General features: G+C 57.0%; 13 protein-coding genes. 11 read left to right on the top strand and 2 right to left on the bottom strand.

Annotated features, from left to right (window positions below; all coding sequences use genetic code 11):
• Positions 1-96 precede the first annotated feature (96 nt).
• A complete protein-coding gene (locus tag BGIM_RS0106645; RefSeq protein ID WP_020469019.1) occupies positions 97-690 on the bottom strand; it encodes an RNA polymerase sigma factor in 594 nt (197 codons plus the stop codon).
• 203 nt (positions 691-893) lie between these two features.
• Here BGIM_RS0106645 and BGIM_RS0106640 point away from each other — a divergent pair, with 203 nt between their 5' ends.
• The 9 genes from BGIM_RS0106640 (at position 894) to BGIM_RS0106595 (ending at position 22,218) form a co-directional block, all read left to right on the top strand.
• On the top strand, positions 894-2,822 hold the full coding sequence (locus BGIM_RS0106640) for an NAD-binding protein (protein ID WP_020469018.1): 1,929 nt from the start codon (positions 894-896) through the stop codon (positions 2,820-2,822).
• 285 nt (positions 2,823-3,107) lie between these two features.
• Positions 3,108-4,415, top strand: a complete 1,308-nt coding sequence (locus BGIM_RS0106635; RefSeq protein WP_202947223.1) for an efflux RND transporter periplasmic adaptor subunit — start codon at positions 3,108-3,110, stop codon at positions 4,413-4,415.
• 9 nt (positions 4,416-4,424) lie between these two features.
• On the top strand, positions 4,425-8,162 hold the full coding sequence (locus BGIM_RS0106630) for an efflux RND transporter permease subunit (RefSeq protein ID WP_020469016.1): 3,738 nt from the start codon (positions 4,425-4,427) through the stop codon (positions 8,160-8,162).
• Between the two features lie 2 nt (positions 8,163-8,164).
• Complete coding sequence (locus BGIM_RS49035; RefSeq protein ID WP_020469015.1) at positions 8,165-11,785, top strand: efflux RND transporter permease subunit; 3,621 nt, start codon at positions 8,165-8,167, stop codon at positions 11,783-11,785.
• Positions 11,786-11,828: 43 nt separating this feature from the next.
• Positions 11,829-13,340: a sensor histidine kinase gene (locus BGIM_RS57055; RefSeq protein WP_157368641.1), complete on the top strand. Its 1,512-nt coding sequence runs from the start codon at positions 11,829-11,831 to the stop codon at positions 13,338-13,340.
• The gene (locus tag BGIM_RS0106615) at positions 13,315-14,733 is read left to right on the top strand and encodes a sigma-54-dependent transcriptional regulator (RefSeq protein ID WP_020469013.1); all 1,419 of its coding nucleotides are present in this window, start codon (positions 13,315-13,317) and stop codon (positions 14,731-14,733) included. The genes BGIM_RS57055 and BGIM_RS0106615 overlap by 26 nt, the downstream gene beginning before the upstream one ends.
• Before the next feature lie 667 nt (positions 14,734-15,400).
• Complete coding sequence (locus BGIM_RS0106605; RefSeq protein WP_029629794.1) at positions 15,401-16,600, top strand: efflux RND transporter periplasmic adaptor subunit; 1,200 nt, start codon at positions 15,401-15,403, stop codon at positions 16,598-16,600.
• 15 nt (positions 16,601-16,615) lie between these two features.
• Positions 16,616-20,176: an efflux RND transporter permease subunit gene (locus BGIM_RS0106600; protein WP_020469011.1), complete on the top strand. Its 3,561-nt coding sequence runs from the start codon at positions 16,616-16,618 to the stop codon at positions 20,174-20,176.
• 131 nt (positions 20,177-20,307) lie between these two features.
• Positions 20,308-22,218 (top strand): hypothetical protein, encoded by a 1,911-nt coding sequence (locus tag BGIM_RS0106595; protein WP_020469010.1) that lies wholly within the window; start codon positions 20,308-20,310, stop codon positions 22,216-22,218.
• A gap of 10 nt (positions 22,219-22,228) precedes the next feature.
• Here BGIM_RS0106595 and BGIM_RS0106590 read toward each other — a convergent pair whose 3' ends face one another.
• A complete protein-coding gene (locus BGIM_RS0106590) occupies positions 22,229-23,647 on the bottom strand; it encodes a sensor histidine kinase (protein ID WP_029629793.1) in 1,419 nt (472 codons plus the stop codon).
• 234 nt (positions 23,648-23,881) lie between these two features.
• Between BGIM_RS0106590 and BGIM_RS0106585 the strand changes: the two genes are divergently transcribed.
• Together BGIM_RS0106585 and BGIM_RS0106580 are read left to right on the top strand one after the other, a co-directional pair.
• Complete coding sequence (locus BGIM_RS0106585) at positions 23,882-24,154, top strand: WXG100 family type VII secretion target (protein ID WP_029629792.1); 273 nt, start codon at positions 23,882-23,884, stop codon at positions 24,152-24,154.
• 3 nt (positions 24,155-24,157) lie between these two features.
• A complete protein-coding gene (locus tag BGIM_RS0106580; protein ID WP_020469007.1) occupies positions 24,158-24,658 on the top strand; it encodes a hypothetical protein in 501 nt (166 codons plus the stop codon).
• Positions 24,659-24,716: the final 58 nt, after the last annotated feature.

The raw sequence follows: 24,716 nt of genomic DNA, 5'->3' as shown, positions 1-24,716 counted from the left end.
TAGCGGAGGGTTCCAAAGTCCAAGGTTCGTCAGCAAACGGGAAGCCGCCGTATGCCTAATTTTCCTCCAACTTGGAATTTGGAGCGATGTTACCAATCAATCCGGATTGAGCTGGGATATTTCATCCCGCAATCGGGCAATCACACGGCTTTTGGCCACATAAACCGCGCCGGGGGACATTCCCAATTCCCGGCCCACATCCTTCGGGCTTTCACCGTCAACGGCCGTCTTCCAGAAGGCTTTCCAAGTCGCTGGTTGAAACTCGTGCTTCACCCGTTCGGCCGCCCAGGCAAAAGACTTTCGCTCATATTCCTTGTCCCAATCATCCGTGTCTCCCGGCCGGTTGGGCAGTTCTTCCAACCGTTGCTGGGAATTGCTGTCCCCGGCCGCCCGCGCCTGTCGCGCGCGGGATTCGAGAAACGTATAAATCTTGTTCCGAGTAATGGAATAAAGCCAGCCTCGAAACGTTCCTTTTGCCGGATCGTAATTTAATCGACCCATAGCCGACGAAACTGAACGAAGTACCTCTTGCATCAGATCGGCGGCGTCCGCATCCTGCAGACCTCGTTTGCGGGCAAATCCGTAAATGATGGAGGCGTAGAGTTGCACGAACTCTTTCCATGCCGAGACATCATTCGGATCCCGGAGGCGAACCAGCAAACTGGCTCGAGTCAGGGGTGGCGCGCTCATGCGTCTGTTCCTGAGGGACTATACGGCGCCAGTGGCTGGACCTTACACCGGCGGAACGACACTCGGGATGGGAGGATGTATGCCATGCTTTCGATTCGCCATATTGTAGGAACGGGGAGAATTCATTCGAGGGCGAGACGGAGAACCCCCGCAATCTTCCCGGTTCGACCGCTTCCAAACTCATTTCCCATCGGAGACTTGCGATGGACGGGCCAGTGATCCTGTGTGGATTGGGGCGACTGGGCCGACGGGTGCTGGAATGCCTGCGCGCCACCGGTGTTCCTGTCGTGGTGGTCGACAGCCATGTGAGGCCGGACGATCCGCAATTGCAAGGTATTCAAGTGATCCTCGGAGATTGCCGTGATCGGAACATCCTGACAGCGGCGGGGGTGTTGACCTCTCGCGGCGTCTTGCTCCTCACCAGCAACGACCTTGTGAATTTCTCGGCCACCCTCATGGTGCGTCAATTGGCCCCCTCGGTTCGCGTCGTCATTCGGTTGTTCAACCAAAACTTGCTTCAACGCCTCGGCAAAACTGTCTCGAATGTCGTGCCCATGAGTGTCTCGGGCATGGCCGCCCCCCTGCTCGCCCTGACAGCCGCCACCGGCGAGGTATTGGGGACTTTTCAGGTCGGACAGGAACAATTCCAAGCGGTCGAATTGACGGTCGCCGAAAATTCCCCGCTCTGTGGCCTTACGATCTCGGATGCGAATCAGATCGGTCATTACCTTCTGATTTCGCATGCCATTCCCGGCCGAACGGCGACTTTCTTGCGGGATATCCCCCTCGACCACCGCATCGGCATGGGTGAAAAACTCACAATCGCAGGCCGAACGGCCGATTTGCGAAAACTCCAACCGTCCAACGGCAAAGATGAAGATGATGTCCGGTGGGCGGGGAAACTTCGTCGGTTTGGCCGGATTTGTTACCGTACCTTTGCGGAATTGGAACTCGCTGTCAAGATTTGCTCAATCGCCCTGTTCATTGTTGTGTCCAGCAGCGCAGCCACTTATCACTGGGGATTGGGGCTATCTTGGGCTGATGGCCTTTACCGCACAGTCAGCGTCATCGCCACCGGAGCCGAACTCGGGGCGGGGGATTATGAAGGCTGGGGCAAGGTATTCGTCAGCACGTTGCGAATATTCGGAACGGTGTTGGTGGCCGCCTTCACGGCAATTCTGACGAATTTTCTGATCCGGGCAAAACTGGGCGGCGTGTTTGAAGTCCGCCGAATCCCGGACAGCGGGCATGTTGTGGTGATCGGCCTTGGAAACGTTGGTTTTCGGGCTGTGGAAGAATTGGTCCGTCTCGGCGAACGGCCCGTTGTGATCGAGATGAAACAAGACGACTTATTGGTGAGTCGTTGTCGCCGTTCGGGCGTGCCGGTCATCATCGGAGACGGGGCGGCCCCGGACATTCTGAAGCAAGCCCGCGTTAAGGAGGCGCGGGCCGTGATCTGCGCGACCGACAACGATCTGTTAAATCTCGAAATCGCCTTGTTGGTGAGTGAGTTCAACCCGCAACAGCGGGTGGTGGTCCGTCTCGGTGACACTGCTTTGGCGGAAACAGCCCGCGCGGCGGCAGGCGTGAAAATGGCCCTCTCCCTCCCGGACTTGGCCGCTCCTGCTTTTGCCGCCGGTTTGCTCGGGGACCGGGTTTCAACCATGTTCCAGTCGGCCGGCCGGACGATGGCCGTCGTGGAATTCAACATCACCAACGCAGACGATCATCAATTCATCGGCCATTCTTTGAAGGCGCTCGCCATCGATTATGGATTTCTTCCGGTGGAAGTGTTCGACGAGACCGGGGCAATACGGGAATACCGTCATGCCAACCAACAAGTCCGGGTTGGAGAGCGATTGTTGGTGATTCTGCCGATCTCGGCATTGGATCGCATCAGCCGACGGATTCAGCCTGTGCGAATGTGTTCGGTCATCGTGCATTCATTTCCGCTCTCGGCGCGGGATGCGTTCAATGCACAATTGCGGGCTTTCCGGCAAATTTCTCCGGAAGAAGCGGATGCCGTGCTGGATCAACCTCCGTTCGAGATCGCCCGAGGATTGAGTTTGGGCGAGGCGGAGGAGATGATTGATTTGTATCATCGGGAAAAGGTTGATGCCCGGTTGGCTTGATCTGAAAATCTTTCATCTTTGAAGCACAACCTCGCGAAATCTCCATCTGCCTGCCCTTTCCGACGCATTTTGCCCGGTGGAGCGCAAAAAACTCCAATCCCTTGTTATTGGCTTCGTTGAGGGGCGCGTTTTTCGGCAGAACAGGCAGCTATTCTTTGGCAAATGCCATGTTTTTGTTGTTGGCGCGAGAGTTGCTTGGTAACCTCTCAGATCCAGTGCGAATGCGTTGACCTTCCTTGATTCCAACTTTGCTTTGATTGAGATGCTTCTCAGGAGAATCTCATCGTGACACGTCCAAATTTGTTCAACCTGCCGCTCGTCTTCCGAGTGCCTTTACGGTCAATCGGGGTCGTTGTCTGGTGTTGTTTGCTTGGTGTCGCTTCACCAGGCTGTCAGCGCAAAGCGGCCGAAGTGCCCGCCAGCCCCCCGCCGAATATCCCGGTCAGCCATCCGGTCCTGCGGGACGTGACCGACTTTGCCGATTACACCGGGCGAACCGATGCCGTCCAGACGGTGAGCGTTCGCACCCGGGTGACCGGATACCTCATGAAAATGCCGTTCGAGGAAGGCACGGAGGTTAAGAAGGGTGATTTGCTCTTCGAGATCGATGCCCGGCCTTATCAGGCTCTTGTCGATCAAGCCCAAAGCCAGATCGACTTGTATCAGGCCCAACTGAAACTTGCCAAGACCACCTATGACCGGGACAGTTCTATCTCGGCCACGGGTGCCATCACGCAACAACAGCTTGACCAAGACCGGGCGGCCATCGCAGAGGCCCAAGCCCGCATCAAGGTCGCGGAGGCTTCTTTCGCCACGGCTAAGTTAAATCTAAGTTTCACACAGGTCTACGCCCCAATTGACGGGCGCATCAGCCGGTATTACTACACGCTTGGCAACCTAGTGAGTCAGGATCAAACGTTGCTGACAACCATCGTCAGCACGAATCCGATGTATGCCTATTTCGATGTCGAAGAACGGACATTTCAGCGATTGGTCAAGGCGATCAACAATCTGAATGAGAAGCCAAAGGTCTCAAAAGAAAACATCAAAGACGGCGCAAAAGACACTTTCAAAGCGGAACCCCCCGTTCAAATGGCCCTCGACGGGGAAGAAGGCTTCCCGCATTCGGGCAAGCTGAACTTCATCAACAATCAGGTGAATCCCTCCACGGGGACAATCGCCGTGCGGGGTGTTTTCGACAACCCGCGACCAGCGGGAGGGTTGTGGTCGCTGATTCCCGGCATGTTCGTCCGTGTCCGGCTTCCACTTGGGGAACCGTTCAAAGCCCAGTTGGTGATTGATCGGGCCATCGGCTCCGACCAAGGATTGAAGTTCGTTTATGTCGTCGATGCGGAAAACAAGATCCAATATCGTCGCGTGAAAACTGGCTCCCTCCAACCGGACGGTCTCCGGGTGATCGAAGAAGGTTTGAAACCGGATGAGTGGGTTGTCGTCGGCGGGCTTCAACAGCTTCGCCCCCGTTCGGAGATCAAGCCCGAGCAAACCACCATGCCCACCCTTGTTGGCGGTGCCACCGAGGGTTCTTCCCGAAACAAGCCCCGCCCCCCGGCTCCGGGCGAAAAGAAGCGATAAGGGTTCACCATGATCTCGCGCTACTTTATCGACCGGCCGATTTTTGCGACGGTCCTTTCCGTCGTGATCTCGCTCACCGGGGCAATCGCGCTGCTGGCCCTGCCCGTCGCGCAGTATCCCCGCATCACGCCGCCGAGTGTCGTGATCTCGATCAACTATCCCGGGGCCAGCGCTCAAGAAGTGGCTGACTCGGTCGGGGCGCCGATCGAGCAACAAGTGAACGGCGTCGAAGGCATGCTTTACATGTCCTCGAATTCAGGAAACGACGGTTCTTATTCGCTTTCAGTCACCTTCGATGTCGGAATCGATTTGCGGACGGCCTTGGTGATGGTGCAAAACCGGGTGGCGTTGGCGATGCCGCAATTGCCGCTGGCGGTTCAGAATCAAGGCATCACCGTCCGGAAGCGAACGCCGGACATGCTGATGATCGTCAATTTCATCTCCCCGGACGGCCGATACGACGACAAATACCTCAGCAATTTCGCCACCATCTATGCGAAAGACGAACTGTTGCGGGTGGACGGCATCTCAGACATTAACGTTCAGGGCCAGCGTGATTACAGCATGCGTGTCTGGCTGGACCCGCAACGCCTCGCCTCCCGAAACATGACGGCGATTGATGTGGCGAATGCCATCCGCAGCCAAAACATCGACGCCCCGGCCGGCCGGATCGGCCAGCCCCCGGTCCCGGATGGCCAATCGTTTCAATTGCCATTGGACGCGCTCGGCCGATTATCCTCTCCCGAACAATTCGGCGACATCATCGTGAAAGTTGGCGGGATGCCGGAGGCAATCACGCCGGCCGGAATCGCCATGGAACCGCCCCGCCCCGCCGTTCCCAGAAAAAACCGTGGTTTGGGGGGAAGTTCCTCCGCAACGATGCCTTCGATGAGCGCCACTTCCCCAATGACGCCGTCATCCGGCACGCCCCAAAGTGATCCGTCTGTGACACCGACGACCGGGGACACTTCAACCTCCGGCGTCGATTCCGGGTCCACCGCCGTCACGCCATCAAGTAGCGGAGCGACCGGGACGGCCTCGACACTTGGAGGAAGTGGCAGCGCTGATGACGGTTCGATCACTGGTGGCTCGACCGCCAGCGGCACCGTCGGCAGCGGATCGCTGGGAGGCGGGGCCTTGGGGAGCGGGCCGTTGCCGGAAGCGCCGGGAATCGTCCGTCTTCGTGATGTCGCCCGGTTGGAACTTGGCGCGCAGAATTACAACACGATCTGCTCTTTCGACGGCCAGCCATCCGTTGGTTTGGGTCTTTATCAGCTTCCCGGAACAAACGCCTTGGAAGTGGGCGACCGGGTTCAGAAGAAGATGCAAGAACTGAAAGCCAACTTTCCGGACGGAATTGATTATCAGATCGCCTACGACACCACTCCCTTCATCCGCGACTCGGTGAACGATGTTGTCCGCTCGCTGATCGAGTCGGTCGGATTGGTGGCCATTGTGGTGTTGGTGTTTCTGCAAAGCTGGCGGGCGGCCCTCATCCCATTGCTTGCGGTGCCGGTCTCCGTCTTGGGAACATTCGGCGTGATGGCCGCCTTGGGATTCAGCCTGAACAACATCTCCTTGTTCGGTCTGGTGCTGGCGATCGGGATCGTCGTTGATGATGCCATCGTCGTCGTTGAAAACGTCGAACGTTGGATGGAACACGGCCTCGATCCCAAGGAAGCCAGTCGACGGGCGATGGATGAGGTCACGGGGCCGATCATCGCCGTCGCCCTCGTGTTGTGTGCCGTGTTCGTTCCGTGTGCGTTTATTAGCGGCATCACCGGGCAGTTCTTCCGGCAGTTTGCGGTGACCATCGCCGTTTCAACGGTGATCTCGACCATCAGTTCGCTCACCTTTAGCCCGGCCTTGGCGGCGATTCTGCTTAAAGCTCCCGGAAGTCGGCGTGACCCGATTGCCTGGGTGCTGGCGATCACGCTCGGCTGGTTTTTCTGGCTGTTCAACATTCTCTTCGGAGCCAGCACATCGGCGTATGCCTGGACCGTCGGCGTGATGATGCATCTGCGTCTTCTGGTCCTCCTCGGCTATGCGGCTCTCTTGGTTCTGACATTTTGGACATTCGATCAGGCTCCCAAGGGTTTCATCCCCCAACAGGACCAGGGCCGGTTGATTGTGAACGTGCAACTTCCGGATGCCGCTTCACTGGAGCGCACCCACGAACTTGTGATGGAGGTTGAACGGATTGCCCGCGAGACGCCGGGGGTTGGCCACACGGTCACAAATTCCGGCATGTCGTTTTTGCTTCAGGCGAACAGTCCGAATTATGCCTCGATGTTCATCGTGCTCAAGCCGTTCGCCGAACGGCAGGCTCCCGAACTCCGGGACACGGTCATCATGGCCAAACTGCGAAAACGCTGGGCGGCCGAAGTGAAAGACTGCCAAGTTACCGTCTTCGGGGCGGCGCCGGTTCCCGGTTTGGGATCGGCCGGAGGATTCAAATTCCTTGTTGAAGATCGAGCTGGATTAGGCGTGCGGGCGCTTGAACAACAGATGGACAAACTGGTCGAGAAATTCAAGAAACTGCCCCAGTTGACTGATGCTCGCACGCAGTTTCGATCCAAGGTTCCGCAACTCTATGTGGAGGTCAACCGGGACAAGGCCGCCGCCCTTGGCGTCCCGTTGCAAGACTTGAACCAAACCCTCAGCATGAACCTCGGCTCGTTGTACGTGAACAGCTACAACGACTTCGGCCGGCACTGGCAGGTAACGATCCAGGCGGATGGCGAGTTCCGCACTCGCCCGGAATCGATCAGGCTTTTTCAAGTGCGAACCAAGACCGGCCAGATGGTCCCTCTCAGCACACTGGTCAACATCCGTGAGGTCGGCGGGCCGATCTCCATCACCCGGTACAACCTTTATCCTTCCGCCGCGATCAATGGAAACGTGGCTCCCGGCGTCAGCGACGGGGATGCAATCAACGCCATTAATCAAGTGTCGGACGACACGCTTCCACTCACCATGCGGATCGAGTGGACAGAATTGATGTACATGCAGATCCGGGCCGGCAACACGGCGATCTATGTGTTCATCCTTTCGGTCATCAGCGTGTTCCTAGCCCTGTCAGCGCTCTACGAAAGTTGGACGCTTCCGCTGGCGGTCATCTTGGTTGTGCCCCTCTGCCTGCTCTGTTCGGTGGCAGGCGTGCTATTTACGAATCGGGATGTGAATATCTTCGTGCAAATTGGCCTCGTCGTGCTGGTGGGGCTGGCGTGTAAAAACGCCATTCTGATCGTTGAATTTGCCAAACATCTTCAAGATCAAGGCAAGCCCGCCTTCGAGGCCACGAAGGAAGCCTCCCGGCTGCGATTGCGGCCAATTTTGATGACATCGTTCGCTTTTATTTTCGGGGTGACCCCTTTGATGGTTGCTAACGGCGCCGGGGCGGAAATGCGGCGTTCTTTGGGGATCGCGGTATTCAGCGGAATGCTTGGGGTGACCGTCTTCGGCATCTTCCTGACACCGGTGTTCTACTACGTCATCAACGGAACAACCGGCCTTCGCTGGTTACGCTCCGTCCGGCTTCGCACGATCATTTCCTACACCTTTGGTCTGGCACTCGGCGGGGGTGTTGGCTTCCTTCTGGCGAAGATCGGAGAGGGCAATCTCCAGTGGAATCCGGTGATCGGGGGCACGGCGGGATTGATCGTCATGCGGGCGGTGCAAGGACTTCGAAAAATGGTCACTCGACGCGAGCCAACGGTGGCGGACACACGCACTGAGGAGTCATAACCATGCTCGCCCGATTCTTTGTGGATCGACCGATCTTTGCCACCGTCATCTCTCTGGTGATTACGCTGGCGGGCGGCGTGGCCTTGTTCACCCTGCCCGTTGCCCAATACCCGGATGTGACGCCCCCGACCGTGCAAGTGACGGCGTTTTATCCCGGCGCCAACGCCACGACCGTTCGCGACACGGTGGCGGCGCCCATTGAGGAACAGGTGAGCGGCGTCGAAGGCATGATGTATATGTCTTCCCGCTGCACAAATGACGGCACCTATACGCTCACGATCACGTTCAAACTCGGAACCGATTCGGACATGGCCCAAGTGCTGGTCCAAAATCGCGTTTCGCTGGCCCTGCCGGTCATCCCGCCGCTGGTGCAAAACGAAGGCATCTCCGTCAAAAAGATGTCCCCCAACACGTTGATGATCGTGAACCTGATCTCCACGGACGGGCGTTACGACGACCTCTATTTGAGCAACTACGCGACCATTGATGTCCGCGACGAAATCGGCCGACTGCCGGGAGTCGCCGGGGTCTCTTACTTTGGCCAACGCGATTACAGTTTGCGGGCCTGGCTCGATCCGGACAAACTCGCCGCCCTTAATCTGAGCGCGATGGATGTGGTCACGGCCATCTCCCAGCAAAACGTCCAAGTGGCCGCCGGACAGATCGGGCAACGGCCAACTCCCAAGGGTCAACAGTTCCAGCTAACCGTCACCACGTTGGGCCGGCTCACCGAGCCGGATCAATTCGCCGACATCATCATCAAGGGGGGACAGGACAACCAGACCCAATCCAATTCAACAATGGGCGGCGGTTCCGACACCTCCTCATCCACAAGTTCAAGCTCCGGAACCGGAGCTTCGGCGACAACGACCACCACAGATCCGGGGCTTCAGTCAACAACCGGCATCGTCCGCTTGCGTGACGTGGTGTCTCGGGATGCTCACGGCCAGCCCAAAGTCGAACGCGGGGCACTGCAATACGACCAATCCTGCACCCTCGACGGCAAGCCCTCCGTGGCCTTGAACGTGTATCAACTTCCCGGCTCAAACGCATTGGAAACATCCGAGGGCGTTTATGCCAAAATGAAGGAACTGAAAACCCGTTTTCCCGACGGGCTGGATTATCGAATCGCCTATGACACGACGCCATTCGTGCGGGAATCCGTCAACGAAGTGTTCCACACGCTCCGTGATGCGGTGATTTTGGTCGCCATCGTCGTCTTGTTATTCCTTCAAGACTGGCGGGCCATGATTCTGCCGATGATTGATGTGCCGGTCTCGCTGATCGGCACCTTCGTCATTATGTCCCTGATGGGATTCTCGCTAAACAGCCTGACCTTGTTCGGGCTAGTGTTGGCCATCGGGATCGTCGTCGATGACGCCATTGTGGTGCTGGAGAACATTGAGCGACAAATGGCCACTGGCCTAGATTCCCGGACGGCCACGATCAAGGCGATGGAGGAAATCACCGGCCCGGTTCTGGCGATCACCCTCGTCTTGAGCGCCGTCTTCATTCCCTGTTGTTTCTTGGGGGGAATCACCGGCCAGTTCTTCCGGCAATTTGCGGTGACCATCACCGTTTCGACCATCATTTCGGCCATCAACGCCTTGACGATGACACCCTCGCGGGCCGTGCTTATTTTCAAATCCGAAGACAATCACGAAGGGCATGTTCACAAAAAGGAAGCCCTCCCGTGGTGGATCTTCGCCATTCTCGGCGGGGTGCTGACCTACGAACTGGCCCCGTCCCTGATCGGCGGCCGCTTCGGTTTTCCCGTTGTCCGGGTTCCCGAAGAAGGACAAGAATTGACTTGGACCGAAACCGGCCTTCGGTTCGCTTGGTTCGCCACCCCAGGCATTTTGATCGGCGGTTTGATCGGTTGGTTCCTGATCCGGCCGGTGAATGCGGTTCTCGGGGTGTTCTTCCGCTGGTTCAACCAAGTCTTTGATCGGGTCACGGCTGTCTATGGGCGAACCGTCGGTCGAATGCTGCGGTTGAGCGTGGCGGTCTTGCTCGTCTATGCGGGATTGCTGGGAATGACCTACTGGCAGTTCATCAACACGCCGACTGGCTTTATCCCCGAACAGGACAAAGGCTATCTGATCCTCAACATGCAGTTGCCGGACTCGGCCTCCGCCGAGCGAACGGAGGCGGCGATGGCGAAGATCGACGCCATCACCCGTCAAACACCCGGCGTGAAACACACGCTCGGAATCTCCGGCCGGTCGGTCATCTTGAATGCCAATGCCCCGAATCTTGGTTCCATGTACATCATGCTGGATGATTTCGGCCGACGCCGTGGTTCAAGTTTGTCGGCCGAGGCGATTGCCGCGTCGATTCAAGAAAAGTGTCGCAGTGAGGTGAGCGAGGCCGTGATCTCCACCTTCGGCGCCCCGCCGGTAGACGGGTTGGGGACCACCGGCGGATTCAATCTGATTGTTGAATCACGTGGCACCACAAACTTGGATCAATTGGAGCGAGTATCGGATCGACTTGTCACCCAAGGGAACGCAACGCCAGGGTTGAACGGACTTTTCACGACATCCGGGGCGAACACCCCTTGGTTGCGTCTTGAAATCGACCGCACCAAATGCCGGGCGATGGGCGTGCAGATCAGTGAGATTTTCAACACGCTCCAAGTTTATTTGGGATCTTACTACGTCAACAACTTCAACGAATTCGGGCGAACCTGGCAGGTTAATGTCCAAGCTGACCAGCGATTCCGCAACGAAACGCCGGATATCCTTCAGCTTCAAGTGCGGAACATGCAGGGGCAAATGGTCCGGATGGGCACGATCATGGAAGTGCGGGACACTTCCGGGCCGGTTGTTGTGATGCGTTACAACATGTACTCTGCGGCGGCCGTCACGGGAAATCCAACCAAGGGATTTGGGTCGGCCCAAGCCATCCAAGAAATGGAGAAGCTGGCCGGCAAGGAATTGCCAAGGGAGATGAAATATGAATGGACCGAACTGGCTTATCTGCAAAACCAAGCCGGGAATTCGGCAATGTGGTTCTTCCTGCTGGCCGTGATATTCGTGTTCCTCGTGTTGGCCGCTCAATATGAGAGTTGGAAACTGCCGCTGGCGGTGATCTTGGTGGTCCCGATGTGTTTGCTCTGTTCGATTATCGGGGTCCAACTGGCGGGCATCGAGGTATCCGTTTTCACACAGATCGGTTTTGTCGTGTTGGTTGGCCTCGCTTGCAAAAATGCAATCTTGATCGTGGAGTTTGCGAAGCAACGCCAGGAAGCGGGCATCCCGGCCAGAGAGGCCACCATCGAGGCGTCCCAGCTTCGATTGAGGCCGATCGTGATGACCTCTTTCGCGTTTATCTTCGGCGTGGTGCCCTTGGTCATCGCCAGCGGAGCCGGTGCGGAAATGCGGCATTCGCTCGGGACGGCGGTTTTTGCAGGGATGCTGGGAGTCACAATGTTCGGCATCTTCCTGACGCCGATCTTCTATTACGTTCTCCAGTGGTTTGGAGCATCAAGCAGCCCGACGCCGTCGGCCAACGATCAAGCCCGTTCCGAGCATTCGGGGGAAGGCAATAACGGAACAACGGCGACATCGAACGGTGTGGCGGTGGAGGCAACGCATTCGCCTTCCCCGACGGGTCATTAATTTGAGGTATTCGCCTCGGTTGCATCAAAGAGGTCCGTTCATCGTGGCTCTGAATCGACAAATGGTTTTCCAAGTGACGATGCCCGCCCTGCTCGTCTCGCTGGCGATGCTCGGCACGAGCCTGCTTGGAATCCGCTCCATCAACCGACTGCAAGCCGACCGGGACAAAATCGTTTCGGAGCATGACCGTATTCTGCGGGCGGCGCAAAATCTCGAAACAAGCCTTCGTCGTCTTCGCTTCCACACATTCCTTTACATCATGGACATGACAACGGAGCGCTGGGCCAAAGTCGAAAAGGATCAGAACGATTTTGAAGAATCGCTTGCGTTGGTGAAGATATCGGAAACTTCCCCGGCTGAGCAACAGGCCATCGCCGCCATCGAGTCAGGCTATCGGGGATACCATCAGGAACTTCAGCAATCCACCCGGTCATCCATCGGCCCGGAGACGGCTGAATATCTGAAATGGGCCGACAGTCATCCCATTCGACTGGTGGTCGCTCCCTGTGAAGAATTGCTGGAGTTAAACCGGCAGGAAATGAATGACACGGCCGAGGAAAGCGCCCGGCTCAGTGGCCGGGCCAGATCGCAAATGATCTTGCTCGCCGCGGTCGGGGCGGCCGGAGGATTGATCGGCGGATTTGGGGTCGCTCTGGGACTGAACCGATCCATCACCCGGCTGAGCGTCCGGTTGGGGGATGTTCACTCACATCTCGATCAAGAAGTCGCCTCATTGCGGTTGACAAGCGAAGGAAGCGATTTGCATGCGATGAACCGTCAGGTCGGGACCATTCTTGAGAGAGTCCGGGATGTGGTCGGCCAGCTTCAGCGACAGGAGCGAGAGGGATTGCGCGCGGAACAACTCGCCGCCGTCGGACAACTGGCGGCCAGCATCGCCCATGAGGTCCGCAATCCGCTCACCAGCATCAAACTTCTCGTCGGCGCGGCGTTGAATGGTCATTGTGGCAAGGGACTTTCCAACACAGATTTGCAAGTCATTCACGATGAAGTGGGCCGGCTTGAACGCAAGGTGCAGGCCCTGCTTGATTTTGCCCGCCCGGTGGAAGTCGGCCATCAACCGGAGGACGTGGCCGGGATTGTTCACCGGGTCGTTGATCTGATCCAGGAACGCTTGCGACAACAACGGGTCACCTTGAATCTCCGATTGCCTTGTGAACCAGTGATCGCCGATATTGATAGCGACCAGTTTCAGAGCGTGCTTGTGAATTTGCTGTTTAACGCCCTGGATGCAATGCCCGGTGGCGGGGAGATCAATATCTGCCTGGACAACCAGATGCCGGATCAATTCCGGTTAACGGTGAGCGACACCGGCCCCGGCATTGACATCCGAATCGCCGACCGTCTGTTCACGCCTTTCGTCAGCACAAAGCCCACCGGGACCGGATTGGGTTTGAGTCTTTCCCGCCGGATCGTCCAAGCTCACGGCGGCCAACTGACGCTCACCGACCGCGCCGGCCCCGGCGCCTCTTTTACAATTTCACTTCCCACAATTTCCGGAGTCTCCCGCCATGCCGACGCTGCTCGTGGTGGATGATGAACCAAGCGTCTGCTATTCCTTTGCCCGAGTGTTCGGCAACGAGGCCACACGAGTGATCTCGGCCGGGACAGTCGCCGAGGGCGTGCGCCTTTTTCGAGCCGAAAAGCCGGAGGTCGTGGTTCTGGACCTTCAGTTGCCGGACGGCAACGGGTTGAAAGCCTTCGAGGCGATCCGGGAAATTTCGCCCAAGCAAACGGTTGTCTTCATCACCGCGCATGGAACCACCACCACCGCGATTGAAACGATGAAAGGGGGCGCGTTTGAATACCTAATCAAGCCCCTTGATTTCGGCCGTGTGGAGGACATTCTGCGGCGGGCGTTCGAGGCCGCCTATCTCATGCAAGTGCCGGCGGTCCTGCCGGGGTTGGAACCTCGCGAGCAGCTTGTCGGGCACACTCCGGCCATGCAGGAAATGTGCAAGGTCATCGGCCGGATTGCCCCGCAGGATGTGAACGTGCTGATCTTGGGAGAAAGCGGCGTCGGCAAGGAACTGGTCGCGAGGGCCATTTATCACCATAGTCGGCGCGCGGGCCATCCGTTTCTTGCCATCAACTGCGCAGCCATGCCCGACGGGCTGATCGAAAGCGAACTGTTCGGCCACGAAAAAGGGGCGTTCACCGGCGCCGACCGGCAACGGATCGGCAAATTTGAACAGTGCCACGAAGGAACGATTTTTCTTGATGAAATCGGGGACATGCCGCTGACCGCGCAGGCCAAGATTCTCCGCTTGCTGCAAGATCAGCAATTCGAGCGGGTCGGAGGCCGCGAGACGATTCAGACGCGCGTGAGGCTCATCGCGGCGACCAATCAGGATCTCGAACGACGGATAGCCGATGGCCTCTTCCGCGCGGATCTCTTCTATCGTCTCCGGGGAGTGACGATCCAAGTTCCCGCTCTTCGCGACCGCGCGGACGACATTGCCGAATTGGCCCATCATTTCTTGTTTCAGTTCAATCAAGAACTCGGCTTGTCGATCCAAGGGTTTGACCCGGAAACGCTGGCCTGTCTGCGGCAATATCGTTGGCCGGGCAATGTTCGTGAATTGCAGGCTGTCCTGAAAGAGTCGATGCTCTGCACCGTCGGCCCGCTCGTGATGCCCGAGTTTCTGCCCCGGACATTACGGGCGGAGCAACCGCGCCCCCGGACGGGAATTGCCGAGGCCGACCGTCTGGAAGTCCGAGAGATGATCGAAGCGATGATCGCCTCCGGTGAAAACGATCTCCACACGAAACTCATTGCCGTGGTGGAAAAGGCCCTATTCAGACGTGTTTTGCTGGAAGTGGACGCCCACCTCGGCCAGGCAAGCGAACGTTTGGGGCTGAACCGCTCCACACTGCGTTACAAACTCCGCGATCTCGGAATCTCTGTTGATCGCGTCGTGGGCGAATAGATTCGTCTTGTCATCATGCGGCCGAATTCTGTCCGCACGACGACAATTTGATCCGAAGACGCCCGATTGTTGTCTTGCTGCAAATCGTTCATTCGCATCACCATCTCTCCGACACGTTGAGAATCTTCTTGTGAGCCATGATGCTACAGGGCTTGGAGTTTTACGATTTTCAAACTGGTCAAAACCCGACCCAAAAGTGACCTGAAAAGTCAGCAAACAACCCTCTGGCGACCATTTTCGAGCCATTTCGGCCCCCAAAAGTGATCAAAAACGCCGGGCCAACTGAACACTATTTTTCAAAAACCCCGGCAATACAGAGGGGTCGCCAGATGATTTTGGGCAAATGCGCAGCGATTTTGAGCCCTTGGAAATGGCCCAAAATAACCAGCCAAGGCTAATCCCCGGCTCATTTGATGTGAACCAGTTATCGAAAATGGTGTTTTGGCCCAAAATAAGGCAACAGGCTCGGTGTGGTCAAGGCAAGGTCCAATCTCCGGCGACATTTTTCCGGCTTGCCATATGAAAGCCACAGGCACTTTTGCCGGTATCCTGCATAGAAGGCCACGACCAGATCATTCCAAAATTGTCTTGTTGGGATTTCTCGACTGTATGGCTTTCACGCTTCTATGGATAAGTCCGGCCTCAACAGAATCGAACCCGGTGAGCTATGAGAGACGCCAAAACTCGCGGACTCCCCCTCCTCTTCTTCGCATTAGTTGTTCTTGCCTCCGCAGGATGCGGCCGCCCGGCCCCGCCGCCGCCCACGCCCACAAAAGTGATGGTGAGCCATCCGGTGGAACAAGAAATCACGGACTATTCAGACTTGACCGGCCTGACGGCGGCCGTCGAATCCGTTGAAATCCGCGCCCGTGTTTTCGGCTTTTTGGACAAGGTAAATTTCAAAGAAGGCGCTCTCGTGAAGAAAGGGGACGTGCTTTATGAAATTGATCCCCGCACCTACGAAGCGGCCGTGAACCAAGCCAAGGCCAAAGTCGCCACGGACGAGGCCCAGGCCCGTTTCAGTCTGGCCGATTACAACCGTTTGGTGTCACTGGCCCGGAGCGACGCGGTCAGCAAAAGCGATCAGGAAAAAGCCTTGGCCGCCAAGGATGTCGCGGCTTCGACCGTCATCGCCGACAAGGCGGATCTGGCCGCCAGACAACTGGACCTCGATTTCACGAAAATCATCGCCCCCGTGGACGGCCGGATCAGCCGGACACAAGTGACCGTCGGGAACTTGGTTCAATCGGGCCAAAACGGCACGGGCACTTTGCTGACGACAATCGTCTCGGTCGATCCCATGTATTGCTACTTTGATGTCGATGAGCGCACGCTCTTGCAAGTGCAACGAATGATCCGCGAAGGAAAGGCCAAATCCGCTAGAGACACGGCGAGACCGGTCTTGATGGGTTTGGCCAACGAGGATGGCTTCCCTCATCAAGGGACGATCAATCTGGTTGACAATCAAGTGAACTCCAAAACGGGAACACTTAAACTGCGCGGGGTGTTCGCCAATCCGGATGGAGTTTTCACCCCCGGTTTGTTCACGCGAGTCCGCGTGCCCATCGGCGAACCACACAAGGCTGTTTTGGTTTCGGAACGGGCCATTGACACTGATCAGGGCCAGAAAATCATTTACCTGATTGACGAGGACAACAAAGTGTTCACCCGTCCGGTCCGGTTGGGGGCGGTTCATGGCGGTCTGCGTGTCATCGAGGACGGCGGGGTAAAACCCGGCGAGCGTATCATTGTGGAGGGACTTCAACAGGTCAAGCCGGACTCCGTCGTCGATCCCAAGCTCATTCCCATGCCGGTGAACAGTTCCAATCAAGGCCCGACGAACCTTTCCAAATCAGACAAACCCTAAAGCGAGAGCCCGCGCATGCTTGCGAGATTTTTCATCGACCGGCCGATTCTTGCTTGGGTGATTTCAATTGTCATCGTCGTCATGGGGATGATCGCCTACAAGTTTCTTCCCGTGGCCCAGTATCCGCAGATCACACCGCCGGTTGTTCGTGTCACGGCGATTTATCCTGGCGCCAGCGCGCCGGTGGTGGCCACCACGGTGGCCGCGCCCATCGAGCAACAAATCAACGGCGTGGAAGGCATGTTGTACATGTCTTCCCAAAGCAGCAACGATGGCTCCTATTCGCTGGACGTCACCTTTGAACTCGGCACCGATTTGAACATCGCCCAGGTTCTGGTCCAAAACCGCGTCGCCATCGCGCAACCACAATTGCCCGATGTCGTCAAGGCAACGGGCGTCACCGTGAAAAAACGCTCGCCGGATATTTTGCTGGTGGTCAATCTTGTCTCGGAGGACGATCCTGCCACCGGCAAACCTTATTTCGACCGGCTGTACCTGAGCAACTTCGCCACCATCCAATTGCTGGACCCGTTGGCCCGGCTTGAGGGGGTCGGCGATGTGTTTACCTTCGGCGGGCAGGATTACAGCATGAGAGTATGGCTCGACCCCGACAAACTCTCGGCAAGAAATATCTCCGCCGCCGACGTGGCCGCGGTCATGCGGGAGCAAAACATCCAAGTCGCGGCGGGCCAGATTGGGCAGGCCCCGGTGCCCAAAGGACAGGAATTTCAATACTCCGTCAACGCCCTTGGGAGATTGACCGAGGCGGAACAATTTGGAAACATCATTCTTAACACCGGAACCAACGGCGAAGTGCTGTACATCCGGGATGTGGGCCGGGTCGAATTGGGCGCGAAAAGCGAGGATCAAACATTGGCTCTCGACGGGCGTCCCTCAATTGGTCTGGCGATTTTTCAATTGCCCGGATCAAACGCCTTGGACACCGCCGATGGCATCAAGGCAAAAATGCGAGAGTTTGAGCAGGCGAACCGTTTCCCGAAGGGATTGAAATATTCCATTGTCTATGACACCACCCCGTTTATTCGTGAATCGGTCGATGAGGTGATCCGCACGCTGGTCATCGCCGTGTTGCTGGTGGCCTTTGTCGTGTTGTTGTTTTTGCAGGATTGGAAATCGTTGCTGCTGCCCTTGATTGACATCGGCGTTTCGTTGGTCGGCACATTTGCCGTGATGAAATTGATGGGATTTAGCCTCAACAACCTCACGTTGTTTGGCTTGGTGCTGGCCATCGGCATCGTGGTGGATGATTCCATCGTGGTGTTGGAGAACATCGAACGGTGGCTCGACAAAGGTTTGCCGGTCCGCGAGGCCACGATCAAATCGATGAGCGAAATCACCGGGCCAATTCTGGCCATTACGCTGGTGCTTTCTTCCGTCTTCCTTCCCAGCGCGTTTCTGAGCGGCATCACCGGCCAGTTTTTCAGACAGTTCGCGCTCACCATCTCGGCGGCCATGATTATTTCAGCCGTCAACGCCATGACGATGACCCCGGCACGGGCGGCTTCGATTTTCGCCAACCGCAAACCGGGACAACACGGGGATCAGGGGAAGGAAGCTTTCCCTTGGTGGGGATTCGGGATCTTGGGCGGATTGCTGGCCTTATGGTTATTGAAGCCAATCATTGGCCCGCACTTGGGGCTGGTTTCGGCACACGGGGACACCGGCGAGGCAGCTCCCATCGGGTTCATGGGACAAGCGAAGCAATACACCGCACTGCTGGCCATCTTCATCCCCGGATTGATCGCCGGAGGGGCATTAGGATGGTTTATCATCGGGCCGGTCAACCTGTTTTTGGGCCGTGTTTTTCACGGCTTTAACTCGCTGTTTGAATGGATCACCAAAATGTACGGCCGGGCGGTGGCCGTGTTTCTGCGGATTAGTGTCATTGCCCTGCTACTTTATGTCGGCTTGCTCGCCCTCACTGGTTTTGGCATGACCCGCGTTCCGGGGGGATTCATTCCGTCACAGGACAAGGGCCGATTGATTGTCAACGTTCAGCTCCCCGACTCGGCCTCTTTGGAACGGACGGAAGAAGTGATGAGGCGAATCGAAAAGATCGCCTTGGAAACGCCCGGCGTCGCCCACACGTTAGGCAATCCGGGCCGGTCTTTTGTTTTGAATGCGATTGGTTCCAATCTGGGATCGATGTTTGTCACCTTAAAGGACTTCGACGAACGACGTGATCCGAAGATGTATGCCGACGTGATCGCCGGCATTCTTCGCAAACGATTCCGCGAGGAAATCCCTGGCGCTCTCATCAACGTCTTCGGGGCTCCGGCCGTGGACGGGCTTGGCAATGCCGGCGGCTTCAAAATGATGGTCGAAACGATTGGCGACGCCAATTACCAGCGCCTCCAAGGACAGACAGACAATCTGGTCGCCAAAGGGAGCAAACAACCCGGCTTGGTTGGTCTTTTCGATGGCTTCCGGTCGGAAACACCGCAACTTTATGCGGACGTTGACCGTGTCCAGTGCAAAACAATGGGTGTCAGCCTGACCGATGTGTTCGCCACGCTGCAGGTTTATCTCGGCGGTCTTTACGTCAATGACTTCAACAGATTTGGCCGCACCTGGCAGGTCAACATCCAGGCGGATGCCATTTTCCGCAACAATGTTGAAGCAGCGAAACAATTGAAGGTCCGCAACGCCAACGGAGACATGGTCCCCTTGGGTTCGGTTGTCAACTTTCGAGAAACCACCGGCCCGCTGACCGTCACCCGTTACAACATGTTCCCGGCCGCGACGCTCGCCGGGGGATCATTGCCGGGAGTCAGCACCGGGGACGTGCTTTCCACAATGGAGGGACTCGCCAACCAAGAATTGCCCCGCAACATGACTTACGAATGGACCGAGCTCAGTTATTTGCAAAAGCAGTCCGCCAAACTTGAGTCATTCAAGGATTTGCAACAAAACCCCTACAGTGCGTTCGTCCTCGGGGCGGTGCTGGTGTTCTTTGTGCTGGCGGGCTTGTACGAAAGCTGGTCGCTTCCGATGGCGGTGATTCTGGTGGTGCCGTTGTGCCTTTCCAGCGCGCTGGCTGGTGTCATGATCGCCAAGATGGATCTCAACATTTTCGTGCAGGTCGGCTTTGTGGTTCTGGTGGGCCTGGCGGCAAAAAACGCGATCTTGGTCGTTGAATTTGCCCGTGACCGGGAAATGGAGGGGGCTAATTCATTCGACGCAGCCGTCGAAGCGGCCACCGTGCGACTGCGGCCCATCATCATGACTTCGTTTGCGTTCGTCCTCGGGATGTTGCCCTTGGTGATCGCTCATGGAGCCGGGGCCGAAATGCGGCGAACGCTTGGCACCGCCGTCTTCGCCGGCATGTTGGGCGTGACATTCTTTGGCATCTTCCTGACGCCTGTGTTTTATTACGTCGTTCGGCGCCTGGCCGGACCGTTGACCAAGCCGCCATCTCCAGAGCAAGAAGACGAGTCGAAAAAGGCAGAACCTCACGAAGGAGACAAGAAACCGGAAGCATTAAAAGACCAAGAAACAAAACCAGAAGGCAATCCTCATCCGGAAGCGAAGCCTGAAGAAAGCAAGCACTCTTGAACCGGACAGCTTTGTTTCTGGCTTAAGCTATCCGGGCAAATTTTTGGCAAAGAAAAATCATCGACGACCGGGCGGCGGGGTGTTAAAGTCGCTTTTGACTTTTGCCCCCTCCTCCCGGCAAACGGTGATCCATGTTTCGTTGGTTTGTTCTCGCACTCATCATCACCTCAACATCCCAAGCCGGTGTCGGCGATCCGCAGATCGCCACGGACCACTTGTGGTATCCCGGCGAACTTTCCTATTCCACTTTTGAACGCCTCTTCGCCACCCAAGCGGCTGTTTACAAGCGGGTCACCGGCCGCGAATGTGTCACCGATGAAGACAAGGCGATTGCCGCGTGGCTCTGGCGGAACACCCATTATTTCCATGCCGAGGAAGGCGTTGAAAACCTTTGGGGCAAAGGATTCAAAAACGATGCGGACTCCCGCAGCCGCGAGTATTGGACCGGGTTGTTCTCCCACGGCTACGGGTTATGCGGCACCACCCATGCCCAATTCGTCGCCGAGATGGAAGCCTTGCTCGGTCACGGGCGTGGCCGCGATCTTGGCTGTAGCGGCCATAATTCATTTGAAGTGTTTTTGAAAGGGGGCGCCTATGGCGATGGCAAATGGGCGCTGCTCGACAGCGATCAATCATGCGTGGTGTTTGATGTGGATGGCAAGCGGTTGCTTGGCTTAAAGGAAATTGCCCCGGATTGGAAAAAGCTGACGGATCGCGCCTTCAAACCAAACCGACAACACGGTTGGCTGATTTGCGGCCTGCATCCTTCTGACAACCAAACGTATTCGGAATACCGAACAGCCGAATATCTGGCCGGGTATGCCGGACCGCCGCCGAGTGTTCATTTGCGACGCGGAGAGACCTTCCGACGTTATCTCTCACCGGGTTTGGAAGACGGCAAAACCTTTGTCTTCTGGGGAATGAACTACAACACCGAAGGCATCCCCGGACCGGAACGCGCAAACACTTGGGTGAACCAACCGGAGGCGATGTTCAAATCGAAAAACGGCAGCGGCTCAAAGCCCGGACAAGCCCGGTTCGCCAATGCGGTCTTCACCTATCGGCCAGATTTTGATTCCGGTGATTACCGCGAGGGCGTGATTTCCGAGGACGACACACAAGTGACTTTCGAGTTTCGTTCGCCCTATGTGATCGCCGCGACCCCGGCCAATGCCAAACCGTGGGGCATTTATGATCCGGGCGCCAAAAACGGCTTGATCGTTCGTGGTGAAAGCGACTGCAAAGTGTCGGTGTCCGTGGATCGAGGAACAACCTGGCACGATGGCGGCCAATTAAACGAATCGCCCGATCTGACCGACCACGTCAAGGGGCACCGGCAATACTGGCTGCGATTACACAACGGGGCCAAGAAACTGGCGGCGAGCAAACTCACCATCACAACCGTGTGCGAAGCCAGCGCGGCGACGATGCCCCGGTTGAAGGACGGCGGTTCCATCGTGCGGTTTGAAGCCACCGGCAAGGGATTGGTGTCGGCCGGGCCGACGCTGCCACAGGCAACAACACATGTTGTTGACGGCCGGTTTGGCTCTCCGGCCGTCACTCTCGGGCTGGCAACGCCCCGCAAAGAGACCATCACCGGTATTTATGCGGCCGGGCATGTTCGTTCAAGCAATCCGCCGGATGCGAAGATCAAATACCAGATCGAAGCGAGCTTCGATGACGGGATCTCTTGGAAACCAATCGTGAAGGATTGGACCATCAATCGCCAAGGCGACGAGCCGGCCGACTTCTGGTCCCAAAGCATGTGCTGGGGCGAGTTGACCGGCGTGAAAGCGGGAACAGCCGTGAAGGTGCGATTCAAGAACAATGGAGGCAAGCAATACGCCCGAGCCGAATTGCATCTGACCTACAAACTGCCCCAGCAGGACGCCACTCGTGTTACCTTCGCCTACACCGACGCCACAGGCGACCATACCGCCGATCACACCTTTACCAGCGCGCCGGGCGAAGGGAACTGGACGGTGCCAACCGGCCAAAACACCCGCACCAAATGGGTGGAGTTTGGAGTGGCCGTGAAGTGAGCCGGTTTGATCAGTCGGTTGCGGAACTGGCCCGCGATTTTGGAAGACGGAATTCTACGCAAAATTCACTCCCAACTTCTCGATGAATTGTCAGCCGACCGTTCAGTTGACGGGTCAGAGAAGAGACGAGTTTCATGCCCATCGACGGGGATGTTTCCGCATCGAACTTTTCTGGAAATCCGATCCCGTCGTCCCGAATGGTCAATCGGACGGCATCCTCCTGATATTCCACACTGACCGTCACCGTCCCTCGTCGTCCGCCGGGGAAGGCATGTTTCAAGGCGTTGGAAATCAACTCGGTCAACAATAACCCGATTGGCAGGGCCGTGTCCAAATCCACCGCGCCGGGCGGCACGTTTACCATCAGGGCCACCCGGCTTTCGCAGGCATAACTTCCCAAGAGATTCGAGGCCAATCGGCGGAGGTAAGCCCGCAGATCAATCTGCGTGAAGTCATCACTGCCGTAGAGCATCTCGTGAACAGTCACCATCGACTGAACACGGTTCTGGGTGTCGGTCAACGCATCCCGAACCCGGTCGTCTTTTGATCGACGGGACTGCATTCCCAGCAGACTCACAATCACGGTCAAGTTGTTTTTGACACGATGGTGAATTTCCCGGAGCAAAGTTTCCCGTTCACGCAGGGTTCGCAACGTCCGTTCCTCGGCGTTCTTGCGCTCGGAGATGTCTTGGATTTGCGAGATGAAATGCAACGGCTGCCCCTCCTCGTCCCGCACCAATGAGACGGTCAGCAATCCCCAAAGATAGAAGCCGTCCCGATGACGATACCGCTTCTCCATCGAGTAGGTGGCCAGTTCGCCATCAAGCACTTTTCGCACGTAGTCAAGATCTCGCTGCAAATCATCGGGATGAGTGATCGTCTGAAAGTCGAGCTTCAACAGATCCTGTTCCGCGTAGCCAAGAAAATGACACAACGAGGGGTTTGCCTGCATGAACCTCCCCTGCAGGGAGATGAGCGTCATGCCGATGCCCGAATATTCGTAGGCCGAGCGAAACCTCGCCTCGTTCAGTTTGAGATCTTCCTCCGCGTTCCGCTGGTCGTTGATGTCATCCGTCATTCCGTACCAGCCAAGGAACCGGCCCTCGGCATCAAAATGGGGAAGCCCCCTGGCCCGAACCCAACGGTGTTCTCCGGATCGGAATCGCACTCGAAACGAGCAGTCAAACAAGGCTTGATCGCGCACCGAGCAGAAACGGGCTCGCTTTGCCCGGTCCAGATCGTCCGGGTGGACGACGCCCAACCAGCCATCCTGAAAAACTTCTTCGGGGGATTGGCCGGTCCATTGCTCCCAGAGATCGCCAATCCAATAAATCCGGCCCTCCGGTGTCGCCGCCCAAGGGTTTTGAAACGACAATCGGACGAGTTGCCGATAGTGTTCCTGCCAGTCAACAACCGGTTTGTCGATCATGATTGAGGATTGTTTGACGGGGTGTGACGCGGAATCGCTCATCGTTGTGTGGCAAAAAGCTACGAGTGTGATGATTATCTCACGACCGGACGGGCCATGACGAAGATTTTTGAAAATCCCGGCCCGGAATTTCCAAACCCGCATGGAATGACACACCGCCGGGATAGAATCATAACAGGTTGCGTTTGGTTCGTTTCCCGTCTGTCGGAACTGTCGCCCCTGTGGAACCCATCCATGGCTCAAGCCATCGTCGATCCCGGCGAGCTTCGTCGTTTCGCCCATGCCTTGAAGATCTTCAACGGAGATCTCCGGGCGAATCTGTCCTCCCTCCACTCACAGTTGCTGGCCCTGTCGGACACCTGGCGGGATCAGGAGCATGAGCGGTTCGTGCAGGAATACGAGGAAACAATGGGCGTGCTTGAAAAATTCCTCGACATCTCGGATGAACATGTTCCGTTTTTGACCCGCAAGGCCGAACGGATCGAAGAATACATGCAACAACGGTGATTCATGGAAGCGGGAGCCGATGTCCGCGCGGTTGCGGTTCTCCAAGAATGGCATGGCCAGTTTTCCCGGTTTCGGCAGGAGGCTCTCGAAGCCCTGTCGATGATCCGCATGGAAATCCGGAAAGCCTATGATTGGATCGAACATACCGCCCGCGAATGGAAATTTGAAATACGCGACGCCGAGGAAGAAGTTGTCCAGCGCAAGGTGGAACTGGCCCAGCGCGAGATGCCGAACTTCGACGGCCGAATTCCGGACACCACCGTGCAGGAACAAAATCTCGCCCGCGCGAAGGCCCGATTGGCGCACGCCCATCAACAGGTTGACATCTGCCGGAAATGGGCCGGAAAATTGCCGAAGATGATCGCGGAGGAGTATGAGGTGGCTTCCCGGCAGCTCTCCAACATGCTGGAGACGGAAGTCCTGAACGCCTTGGCCCACCTGCTTGAACAGGTCGCCGCGCTGGAGCGTTACCTCGACCTCAGACCGTCGGCCCCCGGAGGATGACCCGATGCAAGTCGATGCCGGACGTGGAAAATTATACGATGCCCTTGAAGTGGTCCGC

It is taken from the genome of Zavarzinella formosa DSM 19928, assembly GCF_000255705.1.
In the GTDB taxonomy this organism is placed as follows: domain Bacteria; phylum Planctomycetota; class Planctomycetia; order Gemmatales; family Gemmataceae; genus Zavarzinella; species Zavarzinella formosa.
This window is presented reverse-complemented; position numbering and strand designations above follow the sequence as displayed.

What these genes read in the sequence shown, in the direction of transcription:
- BGIM_RS0106645 (WP_020469019.1), bottom strand. Translation starts at nt 690, where the DNA reads ATGAGCGCGCCACCCCTGACTCGAGCCAGTTTGCTGGTTCGCCTCCGG.
- BGIM_RS0106640 (WP_020469018.1), top strand. Translation starts at nt 894, where the DNA reads ATGGACGGGCCAGTGATCCTGTGTGGATTGGGGCGACTGGGCCGACGG.
- BGIM_RS0106630 (WP_020469016.1), top strand. Translation starts at nt 4,425, where the DNA reads ATGATCTCGCGCTACTTTATCGACCGGCCGATTTTTGCGACGGTCCTT.
- BGIM_RS49035 (WP_020469015.1), top strand. Translation starts at nt 8,165, where the DNA reads ATGCTCGCCCGATTCTTTGTGGATCGACCGATCTTTGCCACCGTCATC.
- BGIM_RS0106615 (WP_020469013.1), top strand. Translation starts at nt 13,315, where the DNA reads ATGCCGACGCTGCTCGTGGTGGATGATGAACCAAGCGTCTGCTATTCC.
- BGIM_RS0106605 (WP_029629794.1), top strand. Translation starts at nt 15,401, where the DNA reads ATGAGAGACGCCAAAACTCGCGGACTCCCCCTCCTCTTCTTCGCATTA.
- BGIM_RS0106600 (WP_020469011.1), top strand. Translation starts at nt 16,616, where the DNA reads ATGCTTGCGAGATTTTTCATCGACCGGCCGATTCTTGCTTGGGTGATT.
- BGIM_RS0106595 (WP_020469010.1), top strand. Translation starts at nt 20,308, where the DNA reads ATGTTTCGTTGGTTTGTTCTCGCACTCATCATCACCTCAACATCCCAA.
- BGIM_RS0106590 (WP_029629793.1), bottom strand. Translation starts at nt 23,647, where the DNA reads ATGATCGACAAACCGGTTGTTGACTGGCAGGAACACTATCGGCAACTC.
- BGIM_RS0106585 (WP_029629792.1), top strand. Translation starts at nt 23,882, where the DNA reads ATGGCTCAAGCCATCGTCGATCCCGGCGAGCTTCGTCGTTTCGCCCAT.
- BGIM_RS0106580 (WP_020469007.1), top strand. Translation starts at nt 24,158, where the DNA reads ATGGAAGCGGGAGCCGATGTCCGCGCGGTTGCGGTTCTCCAAGAATGG.